The sequence below is a fragment of the Ruegeria sp. HKCCA0370 genome (assembly GCF_013033705.1).
Taxonomy (GTDB): domain Bacteria; phylum Pseudomonadota; class Alphaproteobacteria; order Rhodobacterales; family Rhodobacteraceae; genus Ruegeria.
The window spans coordinates 155,522-169,046 of record NZ_WQEP01000005.1 but is presented as its reverse complement, the minus strand read 5'-3'; the positions used below and the strand labels follow the sequence as shown (position 1 = coordinate 169,046).

The following is a 13,525-nucleotide window of genomic DNA, read 5'->3' as shown; positions in this document are numbered from 1 at the left end:
CAAGGGGCAGGCAATGGGTTTTCTTGGCGTAGAACAATCACTGACCGGGCGGCGCTGGGTTGGCCCGGAAGCCGAGCTGGAGCGGGCTGCCGAGATGATGACTCAACAGACCGACCTGCCGCGTGCGGTATGTCAGGTTCTGGCCCGTCGTGGCGTGCCTGTCATGGAGGCGCGCGGCTTTCTGGACCCCAAGCTCAAGGAGCTGCTGCCAGATCCCCGTGACATGAAAGACATGGAAACGGCGGCGGCGCGTTTTCTGGACGCCGTACGCCATCGCCAGAAAATCGCGGTGTTCGCGGATTACGATGTTGACGGCGGCTGCTCTGCCGCGCTGCTGCTGGTTTGGCTTCGACAGATGGGGTTGCAGGCGACGCTTTATGTGCCGGATCGGATTGATGAGGGATATGGTCCGAATGTTCCGGCAATGCGGGGACTGGCAACCAGCCACGACCTGATCATTTGCGTCGATTGCGGCACGCTCAGCCATGAACCGATTGCCGCGGCCACGGGGGCGGACGTTATTGTTCTGGATCACCACCTCGGCGGCGAAACCCTGCCGGATTGCGTTGCAGTCGTGAATCCCAACCGGCAGGATGAAAGCGGTGATCTGGGCTATTTCTGCGCGGCGGGTGTCGTGTTTCTGATGCTGGTCGAAGCAGGGCGCCAGCTGCGCGCGGCAGGCGCAAAGGGGCCTGACCTGATATCGATGCTGGACCTGGTGGCCCTGGCAACCGTGGCTGACGTTGCGCCTTTGATCGGCGCCAATCGCGCCCTGGTTCGACAAGGCCTTAAAGTGATGGCCCAAAGGCAGCGCCCCGGACTTGTCGCATTGTCCGATGTCTCGCGCATGGATACGGCGCCCAACAGCTATCACCTGGGTTTTCTGCTTGGCCCCCGCGTGAACGCGGGTGGTCGCATCGGGCAGGCCGATCTGGGCGCCCGCCTGCTGAGCACGGATTCCCTGCACGAGGCACAAGCCCTGTCCGAACGTCTGGACGCGCTGAACACAGAACGCCGGGACATTGAAAACGCCGTGCGCGCAGCCGCGATGGAGCAGGCCGAGGGTCGCGGACTCGACGCACCGCTGGTCTGGGCCGCCGGTGAAGGCTGGCATCCGGGTGTGGTGGGCATCGTGGCGTCTCGTTTGAAGGAAACCGCCAACCGTCCGGCCATCGTAATCGGCTTTGACGGTGATGAGGGCAAAGGCTCGGGGCGTTCGGTCTCGGGCGTGGATATGGGGGCGTCGATCCAGCGGCTCGCGGCCGAAGGGTTGCTGGTCAAGGGTGGCGGTCACAAGATGGCCGCTGGACTTACCGTCATGCGCGACAAACTGGAACCTGCGATGGAACGCCTCAGCGAGTTGCTGGCAAAACAAGGCGCAGGTCAGGGCGGCCCTGCCGATATGAAGCTGGAAGGCGCCCTTATGCCAGGTGCCGCAACAGTGGATCTTGTCGAACAGATCGAACAGGCCGGACCGTTTGGTGCCGGAGCCCCTGCCCCGCGATACGCGCTTCCGGATCTTCAGGTGCGTTTTGCCAAACGTGTCGGGGAAACGCACCTGAAGTTGTCATTGTCCGATGGCATGGGTGGTGGGCTGGATGCGATTGCCTTTGGTGCCTTTGACGGTCCGATGGGCGAGAGACTATCAAATCATGGTGGCGCACGCTTTCATTTTGCAGGCCGGCTTGAGGTGAACACCTGGGGCGGGCGGCAATCCGTGCAGCTCAGGCTCGAGGACGCGGCAGAGGCAAATTGACGTCTCGCTCGGACGGCGTAAAAAACTTTCTCATCCCTGCGTTTTTCGGCTTGCGGGGGTCACGGTGAAACCGTAAAAGGCCCTCCACAAGCCAGCGTGGCCCGTTCGTCTATCGGTTAGGACGCCAGGTTTTCAACCTGGAAAGAGGGGTTCGATTCCCCTACGGGCTACCACTTGTGCTTGCGTCACTACCAAGTGGCCCGTTCGTCTATCGGTTAGGACGCCAGGTTTTCAACCTGGAAAGAGGGGTTCGATTCCCCTACGGGCTACCATTTCATCGCATCCTCAGTCTTTGTTTTCTGATCTGACGATTGGTCTTTGCTGGTGCGTGATTTGTGTCACGCCGCATGAGATTTCCCTGCTGTCGCAACCTGTACGTCGATGCCCCAGCGGTCAAAGGACTTGACCATCGCCCCTTTCGGTGCCGCGTCTGTCACAAGCATGTACACCAGACGCGGATCCGGCCCGACATAGGGGGCCTTGTCGCCAAATTTGAAATGCGCGGAGGCCATGACAAGAAAATCCGCCCGACCGGCCACGACCGTGGCAAGATCTGCCTCTGCCGGGCTGTGATACAGAAACCCCGTGCTGTCCGAGGTGGCATCCGTGCTGAGGATCGCAACGTCAAACGCATATCGTTGCAACTGCCTCTGGGCGACGTAGCCGAAGGTGCCCCGCTCATCGCTTTGCAGTTCTCCGCCCAGCAGATACACACGGTTTCCGTTGATCCCTGCCAATGTCTGCACAACGCCGATGGAATTGCTGACAACCGTCAGACAGTTGGCCCGGCGCAATTCCTCGGCGACAAAGGCCGTGGTCGAGCCGACATCCAGGAAACCGTCATCTGATCCCACACCATATTGGCCGTACGCAAAGCGATCAGACGCTTTTCGTCGGCATGTTGCGAAATGCGGCGAAAGAAACCGGGATCCCCTTGCGCCCCGGCAAGGTAGGCGCCACCATGAACCCGTTCGATCGTGCCCGCCTTGGACAAGGACTTGATCGCACGTCGTACCGTTTCTTCGGACACACCCAGCACATTCACCAGATCAGAGCTTCGCGCTGCCCCGCCCAGACGCCGCAATGCGTCCAGCAATTCCATTTCACGATGGGTATTTGGGGCTTTTTTCTTCACTGTCAGCTCCGAATACTCGGTTTTGCATCACAAGGGCATGGATCGCTGCATACGACAAGCCAGTGCAACCTCTGCAACGCGCGGTTTTTCCAGCCTACGGGGATCACCGGAATAATTCGGCGTGACCAGTCTCACACTCCGAACTTTTCTCGGCACAGGTTTTCGATCTTTTGCCAGATGGATTTGTATTCGGGTGTGTTTTCTGCCGCGTAGTGAAAGTTTTTCATCAGCCCGGCCAGCTGCGTGAACACCTGCCTCACTTCGGCTTTGTCCGAGAAGACCGCTTTGGATTGCGTCACATCGTACACAAGCTTGAACGTCTTTATCTGCCGTTCAAGCGGCACTGTCGCATCGACTGTGTCAAATGCGTCCTGTTGCAAGTAAACCATATCGACGAACAAGGCTTTCTGTTGGGTTACAAAGTCGTCAATTGTGACGCCCTCTTCCCCGGTGACCTGCATCATCTGATCGACCTGTTCGCCTTTTTCGATCAGAGCCAACAGGGTGCGCACTTTGGCTGTCCACCCCGGCTCGGCGTTCCTGTCATACCAGTCGGACAATTGGTCAGTATACCGAGACCAGCTGAGCATCGGATCGACCGCTGGATAAAACCGCTTGTAGGCGCGTTCGGATGACAACCCGAGGAAACACTTGACCGTCGACAAGGTTGACTGGGTTACCGGCTCGTCAAAATTGCCGCCAGCAGGCGAAACCGTTCCGATCAGCGTAAGGCTGCCAAGATCGCCGTCATTCGTTTTCAGCGCCCCGGCGCGTTCGTACAAACCCTTGATCGAACTTTCCAGATAGGCTGGGAACCCCTCTTCGCCCGGGATCTCTTCGAGCTTGCCAGAGGTCTCGCGCATGGCTTGCGCCCACCGGCTGGTGCTGTCGGCGATCAACAAGACATCATAGCCCATCTGGCGGTAGTATTCCCCCAACGTGATCCCGGTGAAGATCGACGCCTCGCGCGCGGCTACCGGCATGGATGACGTGTTGCAGATGATTATCGTCCGATCCATCAGGCTGCCACCGGTGGTTGGATCGGTCATCTTCGGAAATTCCTCGATGGTCTCGACCACCTCACCTGCACGTTCGCCGCAGGCCACGACGATCACGATATCAACCTTCGCATTCCGTGCGATCAGGTTTTGCAGCACGGTCTTGCCCGCACCGAACGGCCCGGGAATACAGGCGGTGCCGCCGCGTGCAATCGGAAAGAACGTGTCGATCAGCCGTTGCGACGTCAGAACCGGTTCCGTGGGATACAACCGCTCGGACAGTGCGCGCTTCAGGATGTTTTCCGGCAATGGTCTCCGAACAGGCCATTTCTGCGAAAGCGTCAGCGTATGCTCGCCACCGTCTTCGTCTTCCAGGCGGGCCACGATGTCATGGATCGTGGCCGCGCCTTTTTGCACCCAGACCACCTTGTACGCACCGGTCCAGTTGAACGGCAGCATGATCTTGTGGCTGAAATGGCCTTCGGGCACCGTTCCGATACTGTCCCCGGCAGTGACCGTGTCGCCCACCTTCACGGACGGCGTAAAGGACCATTTCGCGTTTTCATCCAAGGGCGCGACATCTGCGCCGCGCGGCAGGAAGGTACCAAATGCTGCCGCCACCTTGGGCAAAGGCGACTGCAACCCGTCAAACACCTGCCCCAGCAGCCCCGGACCCAGCTCTACTGACAAGAGCTGACCTGATTGCTCCACCGGGTCGTCGACCGCCACCCCATCAGTGCTTTCATAGACCTGAACGTCCGCCATATCCCCACGTACGCGCAGCACTTCGCCCTTGAGCCTTTCTTGACGCCCACCGGGGCCGGAACGCGAAGGCAATATGTAAACCACTTCGTTTTTGACCAGTTGACCGGGGCGACCGGTCGCGTCCGGATTGGCCTGTATCCGCACAAGCCCTTCCTGAACCAGGACGACGCGAGCGGTCGATGAATGTTTGGCTGAGATTGGGGCTGTCATGCGCTTGCTCCCTCAAAATCGACATCAGCGAAGTCGGCCATGGCCTGTTGTGCCAGTTTCTCAAATCTCTTGGCGGCTTCCGCAGCGCTGCTTTGCGCCCAGCGGTCGAAGATGTTCCAGATCAGAACGTAGATGGCGACCGCCTCGAAATCGAACATGTGACGAGCCGCGTGCCGCTTGAGCTGCTTGTGGCTTATCGACAAAAGCAGACGTTCCAGACCCAGCGGATCTTCGTTTTCAAGCAATTGGGTTGCCTCTTTGATCCAGGGCATGAGCCGTTCCAGCCGAAAGCTGGGATCACCCCAATTGGCGGGGATGTGGCGGCTCCATCGTCCGACTCCGAACGGGCCTGAAGGCGCTGGTTCTCCGCGTTTTCTCAATCGCAATGCCGCAACCACCGAGCGCAGTTCCATGCGCTCCATGAAGAGTTTGCGCAAGGTGGGCTGAGGGATGTCCAGCATCGCTTGTTTGCAGCGCTGGATCGCCTGAGCGTCGGAGACATCCATGTCGTAGGCACTCCAGCTCAACGCGTGCTCGAGGATCTTCAGAACTTTGCTGTCCTCCGGTGTCAAAGCCGTCAATCGACGGTCCAGCCTGATACGTGACAGGGGCGGCTGCTTGGCAACGAACAACCGTTCCGAACCCGGAAGGCTGCACATCAACGCGATATAGGGGTCCTGCTTTGACATCTCAGCGGATGACCCCCTCCAGAACGGCGCGGAACCGGGGCTGTAGATGCTCCATCAACAGCGATGCCACCGCCTTATCCGTCAGGTCCAGAATAACACCCTGATCTTCCGCGCGAACGCGGATGCCTTCCTGCACGTCATCGGCTGCGTGCAACTCGACATTCTCGCGCAGCATCTTCGCAGTCAGCCCAAGAACATATTTTGTCAGCTTGCCGGATTGAATGTCATCGGCGTTTTGCTTGATGTCTTCCTGCGTGGCGACCCTGGCAGGCAGGATAACGGAAACCTTGCCGTCCAGGTTTGCACCTGCCCCGGCTCGGCCTACCACCTCGAGGATCATCTGCCTGAGAAGCTCGGGATCGGACATCTCTTTGGTTACAAGGCGTTCGACATCTGCCTTGAAGCGATCCGTCAGACCTGCCTTCATGGTCAGCACGGCATCCCGCATCGCGGTGTTCAATGCTTCTTCGCCGGCAGCCCTGTAATTATCTGTCTCCGTGCGGGCTTTCTTTTTCAACTCCTCGGCTTCGCGCTTTGCCTCTGCCACGATGCGCGCGGCTTCGGCTTTTGCTTCTGCGCGCAACTTCTCGGCTTCGGCCTGACCAGCGGCAACCCCATCGTTGCGCAATTTGTCGATCAGCGCGTCAACCCCATGCGCAATCGTTCTGTCTTGTGCCATCAGCTGATCCCCGCACTGATGACCAACGCAAACACGAAGGCAAAAACACCAAACCCTTCGATGATTGCGGCAGGGGCCAGAGCAAGGCCAAAAATCTCGGGCTTTTCCTTGGTCGCATTGATCGCAGCCGCACAGGCCCGACCCTGCCAGATGCCGCAATACATCAGTGCGATACCCGACAGGATGCCGATCCCGAACAGACCGCCTGCGTTTTCAGGTGTCACGTCGCGGTTCAGGGTAAACATGATGACGATCCCATAGATGACCATCGTTGAGGGAAACGCGGATACACCCACGAAACGGCCATAGCCGCCCTCGGTTTCCGTCATGGCCCCGATACTGGCCATACCGGCGATCGAACACCCAATAGCGCTGGCTGCAGCCCCCAACGCCATTGGCGCATAAATACCCAGCCAACCCAGTGTAAGAACAAGCTCATTCATTCCTGAACCTCCTTGCGGGCAAATGGACGAAAGATGATGCCTTCATCCGGCAGACCCCATTTAAAGAATTCGATGTAATTGAGACGCAAACCGTGCACGACGCCGCTCATCATCGCGAGCGCGAAGTTCAATACATGACCTATGATCAATATCAGCAGCCCAAACAGAATGCCCGGCCCCCTAAGGGCCTGCATGACCGACACCGCCAGATCATTGAACGTGATCGCCAGCGAGGCCGAAGCAAGGCCCAACGCGAAAAGACGCATATAGCTGAGAACATCCCCAAACGCGCCCATCGCCCCGGCAAGGCTTTGAAACCCTTCGAGCAAACGCCAGATCCAGTCTATCGGCCGCTGGATGACCCGCTCGCTGGAAAACAGGACAATCGCCACGATGCCGGCGCTCAGGATAGCTGCGCCCGGCACCGGCGACTTGCCGTTCATGTAGCCGAGCCAAAGGGCAAACCCGCCGATCAGGGCCGCAATCCAGCCCAAATTGGCAACCGCCTTGCGTTGCCCCCACGCCGCGCGGGCCGCAAGTGCGTTGGCCAGGACAAGGTGGATAACGCCAACGACGATCGAGACCATCATCATCGCGCCGAAATCGTTCAAATCCAGCACCTTGAGCCTTGCCCAAATCGAGCTCCCAGCCGGTGACACCCCAAAATAGCTGCCCACCATGACCCCGTAAAATATCGTAACAGCCGAGATGATCAGGCCGAACAGACGCCAGGATCTTTGACCAGCGGTGCGGTCCATCCGTCTCCAAAAGGCCAGCACCGCCAGCAGGATGACGGCGCCGTACCCGGCATCCGCAACGATCATGGCAAAGAAGATCGCAAAGGACGCCGAGACGATGACGCTGGGGTCCCAGTCCTGATATCCGGGCACCTGATAGAACAGCGCCAGATCGACAGCGGCCCTGCGGTTTTCAGGCTGCTCCAGCAAGGTCGGAGGCGCGTCGCCCGGCCCCGGATCTTCAATCAGGACGGCTGAACCCTTGGCGTTTGCCATGGCAAGAACAGCATCCACCTGATCCACGGGAACCCACCCCTGCAAAGCAAACACTGCCTCTTCGTCGCGCACTTTCTGCGTTGCATGGGCAAGCTCGGCGGCACTTTCGGCGACGGACAGGTTCCGGCGCATCAATGTCAGATAGCGCGTCAGCGCCACGCGTTCGGCTTCCAACGCCTCGAGGGCGATCTCGGCCTCTTCCAACTGGGCCTCAAGCTCGTGTACCGGCAGCGAACCGACATGGGTTCGCGGAACAGGAAGAACACCATCATCGGGTTCGTAAGGTGAAATCAGAACGGCATACAGGTACCGGTGGTCTTCCTCCAATATCGCCCAGGGGAATCTGACCTCGGACAATGCATCCCGGTGCTTCAGCGGCAGCTGATAGAACCACAGCCTGTTGCCAGCCAGCGCATCGGTCGGCGGAAAATCCAAATCCCCCCAAGGTCGCACCTGGGCTATGCGATGCGCCAGAAAGTCACGCCGGTCCATCGTATCCCGAACGCGCTGCATGAGGTCGGTCACCTCGCGCACGAAACGATCCATGTCGAAATCAGGCGCACGCTGGACCTGGCGGCGCGGGTCAGGCACTTCTGCAAGGAAACGCAATGCCTTATACGCCTCTCTTGCATCGCGCTCACTGATCTTTTCCGGCTCTTTCGGCGTGGGAACAAGGGGCAAAACATGCATGCAACCAAGGGCCTGAAGCGCCTCAAGCGTTTCCGCCTTTCGGGCAGCAGGCCCGATCAGAGACATCTTTTTCAGACGCGCAACGCTCATGTCAAAGCCTCCTGCGCGTGTTTGCGTTTCGAGATCTTCGACCGCACAACGGCCTGCATCTGTTCGTCGCTCAGGTAGATGCGGATTTTCTTGATGTTGGCCTTGGCGCGCGGGATCAGAACCTTTTCGAACAAGTTGACCCGCTGGGTGATGGTGGCCACCGCCTTGTCGAAGATGCGAACGCGTTCTTCGGCAATCTTCACCCGCACCCGCGCTTCGATGACGTCGTGCAGCAAAAGCGCAGCGGCATCGACCCAATGGGGCTTGGCCAAAACGGAATACGGGCGCACCGCCACTTCGATCCGATCAAGGTCAGGCAGTTTGACCCCTACCACATTGACCTCTTTGACCTTGTAGTCCTTGAGCTTGACCAGCCCATCCAGAGCGACACCCTGCTGGGCCAGCATCGGCAGCTTTTCACCAACCTGCTGCACCAGCGCCTGCACCATTTGCTCGAGGCGGTCGACCTCTTCCCGGGCCCGGGCCCGTTCAGCCATCAACTGTTGTCGCTTCAGGTCCAGCGACGGCAGGAACCGCTCATAGCTTTTCAGCTGCGTCTGCTCGCGCGCAAGCGACGATTTATTCAGCTGCAACCGCGCCATTGACATCCTTCGGGAAATACTTGTCGATCAATGCCTGCTTCATCAGCAACTGTTCCTGCGCAAAACACTCTGCCAGCGTCTTCCAACCCAGATCCAGCGCCTCTTCTAGCGGGATCGAAACATTGATGTCCATGAACCGAGACCGGAACAGGCCGCCGAATTTCAGCAATTGGTGATCATAGTCTGACAGGTCGAAGGCCATCGCCTGTTTTTGCGCGGCATCGCGGCTTTCAGAATAGAAACGGATCATCGTGTTCATGATCTGCCCATGATCTTCGCGGGTGGTCTTGCCAATCACGTTCTGCTTGAGGCGCGACAGGCTGCCGAACGGATCGATCACGCCGGAATGCAGATAGAACTGCCCTTCGGTGATATAGCCGGTGTTGTCAGGCACCGGGTGGGTCACGTCGTTTCCGGGCATGGTCGTGACGGTCAGAACCGTGACCGACCCGCCTTTGGCATAGTCACAGGCTTTTTCGTATCGGCGCGCAAGCTGCGAATACAGGTCCCCCATATAGCCGCGCTGAGATGGCACCCTTTCCTGACTGATGCCGACCTCTTTCATCGCGTCAGCATAGGCGGTCATGTCCGTCAGCAGGACCAGCACGCGTTTGCCCTCTTCCACAGCGAACTTCTCGGCCACTGCCAATGCCATGTCCGGCACCAGAAGACGTTCCACCAAAGGATCCATCGCCTGATTGACGAACATGACGGTACGCGAAAACACACCCGCATCTTCGAACGAGGTGCGAAACGTGTGGTAGTCGTCAAAAATCAGCCCCAGCCCGCCAAAGATCACGATATCCGCGTCGGCCTGAATACCGATTCGGCTGAGGAACGCGTTGAACGGCTCGCCTGAAACCGAGAAGATCGGAATTTTCTGGCTCTCGACCAATGTGTTGAACACGTCGATCATCGGCACATCCGTGCGGATCATTCTGTTTGGAACCGCGCGTTCCGCCGGATTGACGGTCGGTCCGCCAATATCGATATGCGGTTCCGCAGACAGGTCGGGGCCTCCATCAATGGCCACACCGGCGCCATCAAACACGCGGCCCAGAATGTTGGCCGAATAAGGTGTCTGCATCGGGTGACCGAGAAAGGTTGCCGTTGCTTCGGTCGATATGCCCTTGGTGCCGGAAAACACCTGCAACGTGACGACATCCCGGTCGATGAAGATCGTCTGGGCCAGTGTTTTTCGGCCATCCACCGTCTCGATCATAGCGAGGTCGTTGAACCGGACAGCCGGCTCTCCTTTGTTCTGGATCGGAACCCGAACCTTGATTGTGTCCCCGACGATTTCCAGAACACGCGTGTACTTCAACAGACTTCGGGACATTGCCTATCCTCACTGTTCCAAGTCGTTTTTCGTAATTCGCGCCGCACGTCTCAGCGGTAATTTTTGCAATGACAATCCTAGCTTACAACGAATTCACAAATTGGCAAACGAGTTCAGCGCCACCTCTTCCGGGGTGCCTGAACGTCAATTACTAAATTTTTAGTTTGACACATACGCAAGAAATCGCTGATGCTGTCCGTCATCCGGTTTCCGCCGGAGAACCATAATTTTTGGGAGGAGACAGATGCGGAGACATCTACTTTCCGCAGTGGCGGCGGCTGCCGTCATTGCGGGGCACGGTCCTGCTTGGGCCGACGAAGCCGCAGCACAACGTTGGATCGACGACGAATTCCAGCCATCGACCTTGTCGAAAGACGAACAGATGGCCGAGATGCAGTGGTTCATCGAAGCTGCACAGCCTTACGCAGGTATGGAAATCAACGTCCTGTCCGAAGGTATCCCGACACATTCCTACGAATCCGAGGTGCTGACCAAGGCGTTCGAGGAAATCACCGGCATCAAGGTCAACCACCAGATTCTGGGTGAAGGTGAAGTGGTTCAGGCCGTTCAAACCCAAATGCAAACGGGTCGGAACCTGTATGACGGTTATGTCAACGACAGTGACCTGATCGGCACCCATTCGCGTTTGCAGCTGGCCTATCCGCTGACGGACATGATGGGCGGTGACTGGGCCGCGACAACTTCGCCGACGCTGGATCTGGATGACTTCATGGGCATTCAGTTCACCACCGGACCGGACGGCAAGCTGTATCAGCTGCCCGATCAGCAGTTTGCGAACCTTTACTGGTTCCGCAAGGACTGGTTCGATGATGAGGCGAACAAAGCCGCGTTCAAAGAAAAGTACGGCTATGATCTGGGCGTTCCGGTCAACTGGTCCGCGTATGAAGATATCGCCGAGTTCTTCACCAATGATGTGCAAGAAGTCGATGGTACCACGATCTACGGCCACATGGATTACGGCAAGCGCGCGCCCGACCTCGGATGGCGCATGACCGATGCCTGGCTGTCGATGGCCGGTGCCGGCGACAAGGGCGAACCGAACGGTGTGCCTGTCGACGAATGGGGCATCCGCATGGAAGCGGGCACCTGTAACCCTGTTGGCGCTTCGGTGTCGCGCGGTGGTGCTGCAAACGGTCCGGCTGCGGTCTATGCGATCCGGAAATGGGATGAATGGCTGCGGGCCTATGCGCCTCCGGGTGCCGCGTCTTATGACTTCTACCAATCACTGCCGGCACTTAGCCAGGGCAACGTGGCCCAGCAGATCTTCTGGTACACGGCCTTCACCGCCGACATGGTCAAGCCGAAGTCCGAAGGCAACAACACCGTGGATGACGAAGGTACGCCGCTGTGGCGGATGGCGCCCAGCCCGCACGGCCCCTATTGGGAAGAAGGCCAGAAGGTTGGCTACCAAGACGTGGGGTCCTGGACGTTCCTCAAATCGACCCCCTCGGATCGTGCCCAGGCAGCCTGGCTTTATGCCCAGTTCGTGACCTCCAAAACTGTCGATGTGAAGAAGTCCCATGTGGGTCTGACCTTCATCCGCGACAGCTCGGTCAATCACGAGTCGTTCACCGAACGCGCGCCCAAGCTGGGTGGTCTGGTCGAGTTCTACCGCTCACCTGACCGCGTGGCATGGTCGCCGACCGGCATCAACGTGCCGGACTATCCGAAGCTGGCCCAGATCTGGTGGCAGCAGATCGGTGACGTGAACTCGGGCGCCTTCACCCCGCAAGAGGCGATGGATCGTCTGGCAGAAGAGATGGACATCACCATGGCCCGAATGCAGGCCGCGGATGAAAGCGCCGGTGTCTACGGCGGCTGTGGTCCGCGCCTGAACGAGCCGCAGGACCCATCTTTCTGGCTGGAAAAGCCGGGTTCGCCCAAGGCCAAGCTTGAGAACGAAAAGCCGCAGGGCCAGACCGTCAACTATGACGAACTGGTTCAGCGCTGGCAGTCTAAGTAAGCCGTTGAAACCCGGGGGTGCCGCGTCAGGCACCCCCACCTCAAGACCAGTGCATTGCACTGAAGGACCGGAACCCACGGACATGATCGAACTTCAAGACGCGACCAAAAGGGTCGGCAACGTCATCCATATCAAGCCCACAAACCTGACCCTTCAAACAGGCCACTTCAACGTGCTGCTGGGCGCGACGGGCTCGGGCAAGACCTCGCTGATCAAGATGATGGCCGGGCTGGACCCGATCGCCTCGGGCAAGGTCCTGATGGATGGGCAAGACGTCACACGGCTGAATACGCAGAAGCGAAAAATCAGCCTCGTGCACCAGTTCTTCGTGAACTACCCGCATATGACCGTATTCGACAACATCGCCTCGCCCCTGCGCGTGGCAGGCATGGCGCAATCCGAGATCGAAGGCCGCGTTGAAGAGGCCGCCGACCTGCTGCAACTGCGCCCGATGCTGCACCGCCGTCCGCACGAACTGTCGGGCGGCCAACAGCAGCGTACCGCGCTGGCGCGTGCCATCGCCAAGGACAGCCGCGCGGTATTCTTGGACGAACCGCTGGCCAACCTGGACTACAAGCTGCGCGAGGAATTGCGCGAGCAACTGCCTGAGCTGTTCGCCGGGCGCGGGGCCGTGGTGGTCTATGCCACGTCCGAGCCCGAAGAGGCGCTGCTGCTGGGCGGCTACACCGCCCTGATGGAAGATGGACGCGTAACCCAGTTCGGGCCAACCGCAGACATCTATCGCAACCCCGAGAACATCGCCGCCGCGCGGGTCTTTTCAGACCCCCCGATCAATGTCGCACGCATCACCGTTTCCGCTGCCCAGGCGCAACTGGCCGGTGGAGGTGGCTGGGCCGTCACCGACATGGCCGACGGAGATTACATGGTCGCGGTGCGGCCGCATCGTGTGACGCCGTTCCGTACGTCTGACGCGGACGTGGAACTGACCGGCCGCGTGATCGTGACCGAGCTTTCGGGTTCGGATTCCAGCGCGCATTTCCAGCATGGCGAGGACGCCTGGGTGTCGCTGGCCGCCGGAGTCCATCCCTATCAGGTGGGCGAGGACCACACATTCTTCATGAACCCGGTCCATTGCCGGTATTTCGGCCAAGACGGCAAAAGGGTGGCCTGA

Annotated in this window: 12 protein-coding genes and 2 tRNA genes; 5 read left to right on the top strand and 9 right to left on the bottom strand. The window is 59.0% G+C overall.

Annotated features, from left to right (window positions below):
- Nucleotides 1–13 precede the first annotated feature (13 nt).
- From recJ to GOW31_RS12625, 3 genes are all read left to right on the top strand, one after another.
- Nucleotides 14–1,756, top strand: coding sequence for a single-stranded-DNA-specific exonuclease RecJ (gene recJ / locus GOW31_RS12635; RefSeq protein ID WP_171170518.1), 1,743 nt, complete (start codon nt 14–16; stop codon nt 1,754–1,756).
- A 98-nt stretch (nt 1,757–1,854) separates the two neighbouring features.
- A tRNA-Glu gene (locus tag GOW31_RS12630) sits at nt 1,855–1,929 on the top strand.
- A gap of 24 nt (nt 1,930–1,953) precedes the next feature.
- Nucleotides 1,954–2,028, top strand: a tRNA-Glu gene (locus GOW31_RS12625).
- Nucleotides 2,029–2,094: 66 nt separating this feature from the next.
- On the opposite strand, the gene GOW31_RS22085 is transcribed toward GOW31_RS12625, so the two are convergent.
- The 9 genes from GOW31_RS22085 to GOW31_RS12585 form a co-directional block, all read right to left on the bottom strand.
- Nucleotides 2,095–2,610, bottom strand: a complete 516-nt coding sequence (locus GOW31_RS22085) for a hypothetical protein (protein ID WP_371813760.1) — start codon at nt 2,608–2,610, stop codon at nt 2,095–2,097.
- Entirely contained in the window at nt 2,529–2,891 is a 363-nt protein-coding gene (locus tag GOW31_RS22080; RefSeq protein WP_367396929.1) for a DeoR family transcriptional regulator, read from the bottom strand. Before GOW31_RS22080 ends, GOW31_RS22085 begins: the two co-directional genes overlap by 82 nt.
- A 131-nt stretch (nt 2,892–3,022) precedes the next feature.
- The gene (locus GOW31_RS12615) at nt 3,023–4,864 is read right to left on the bottom strand and encodes a V-type ATP synthase subunit A (protein WP_171170516.1); all 1,842 of its coding nucleotides are present in this window, start codon (nt 4,862–4,864) and stop codon (nt 3,023–3,025) included.
- Nucleotides 4,861–5,553: a hypothetical protein gene (locus tag GOW31_RS12610; protein WP_171170515.1), complete on the bottom strand. Its 693-nt coding sequence runs from the start codon at nt 5,551–5,553 to the stop codon at nt 4,861–4,863. Before GOW31_RS12610 ends, GOW31_RS12615 begins: the two co-directional genes overlap by 4 nt.
- Nucleotide 5,554: 1 nt before the next feature.
- On the bottom strand, nt 5,555–6,232 hold the full coding sequence (locus GOW31_RS12605) for a hypothetical protein (RefSeq protein WP_171170513.1): 678 nt from the start codon (nt 6,230–6,232) through the stop codon (nt 5,555–5,557).
- A complete protein-coding gene (locus GOW31_RS12600; protein WP_152457528.1) occupies nt 6,232–6,675 on the bottom strand; it encodes an ATP synthase subunit C in 444 nt (147 codons plus the stop codon). The genes GOW31_RS12605 and GOW31_RS12600 overlap by 1 nt, the downstream gene beginning before the upstream one ends.
- The gene (locus GOW31_RS12595) at nt 6,672–8,468 is read right to left on the bottom strand and encodes a V-type ATP synthase subunit I (protein ID WP_171170511.1); all 1,797 of its coding nucleotides are present in this window, start codon (nt 8,466–8,468) and stop codon (nt 6,672–6,674) included. Before GOW31_RS12595 ends, GOW31_RS12600 begins: the two co-directional genes overlap by 4 nt.
- Nucleotides 8,465–9,070 carry a V-type ATP synthase subunit D gene (locus GOW31_RS12590; RefSeq protein WP_152457526.1) on the bottom strand — a complete coding sequence of 202 codons (606 nt, stop codon included), beginning with the start codon at nt 9,068–9,070 and terminating at the stop codon, nt 8,465–8,467. Before GOW31_RS12590 ends, GOW31_RS12595 begins: the two co-directional genes overlap by 4 nt.
- Nucleotides 9,048–10,409 (bottom strand): V-type ATP synthase subunit B, encoded by a 1,362-nt coding sequence (locus GOW31_RS12585; RefSeq protein WP_171170509.1) that lies wholly within the window; start codon nt 10,407–10,409, stop codon nt 9,048–9,050. Before GOW31_RS12585 ends, GOW31_RS12590 begins: the two co-directional genes overlap by 23 nt.
- Nucleotides 10,410–10,653: 244 nt before the next feature.
- Between GOW31_RS12585 and GOW31_RS12580 the strand changes: the two genes are divergently transcribed.
- Nucleotides 10,654–12,393 (top strand): ABC transporter substrate-binding protein, encoded by a 1,740-nt coding sequence (locus GOW31_RS12580; protein WP_171170507.1) that lies wholly within the window; start codon nt 10,654–10,656, stop codon nt 12,391–12,393.
- A gap of 82 nt (nt 12,394–12,475) precedes the next feature.
- Nucleotides 12,476–13,525, top strand: coding sequence for an ABC transporter ATP-binding protein (locus GOW31_RS12575; protein ID WP_171170505.1), 1,050 nt, complete (start codon nt 12,476–12,478; stop codon nt 13,523–13,525).

What these genes read in the sequence shown, in the direction of transcription:
- recJ (WP_171170518.1), top strand. Translation starts at nt 14, where the DNA reads ATGGGTTTTCTTGGCGTAGAACAATCACTGACCGGGCGGCGCTGGGTT.
- GOW31_RS12615 (WP_171170516.1), bottom strand. Translation starts at nt 4,864, where the DNA reads ATGACAGCCCCAATCTCAGCCAAACATTCATCGACCGCTCGCGTCGTC.
- GOW31_RS12610 (WP_171170515.1), bottom strand. Translation starts at nt 5,553, where the DNA reads ATGTCAAAGCAGGACCCCTATATCGCGTTGATGTGCAGCCTTCCGGGT.
- GOW31_RS12605 (WP_171170513.1), bottom strand. Translation starts at nt 6,232, where the DNA reads ATGGCACAAGACAGAACGATTGCGCATGGGGTTGACGCGCTGATCGAC.
- GOW31_RS12600 (WP_152457528.1), bottom strand. Translation starts at nt 6,675, where the DNA reads ATGAATGAGCTTGTTCTTACACTGGGTTGGCTGGGTATTTATGCGCCA.
- GOW31_RS12595 (WP_171170511.1), bottom strand. Translation starts at nt 8,468, where the DNA reads ATGAGCGTTGCGCGTCTGAAAAAGATGTCTCTGATCGGGCCTGCTGCC.
- GOW31_RS12590 (WP_152457526.1), bottom strand. Translation starts at nt 9,070, where the DNA reads ATGGCGCGGTTGCAGCTGAATAAATCGTCGCTTGCGCGCGAGCAGACG.
- GOW31_RS12585 (WP_171170509.1), bottom strand. Translation starts at nt 10,409, where the DNA reads ATGTCCCGAAGTCTGTTGAAGTACACGCGTGTTCTGGAAATCGTCGGG.
- GOW31_RS12580 (WP_171170507.1), top strand. Translation starts at nt 10,654, where the DNA reads ATGCGGAGACATCTACTTTCCGCAGTGGCGGCGGCTGCCGTCATTGCG.
- GOW31_RS12575 (WP_171170505.1), top strand. Translation starts at nt 12,476, where the DNA reads ATGATCGAACTTCAAGACGCGACCAAAAGGGTCGGCAACGTCATCCAT.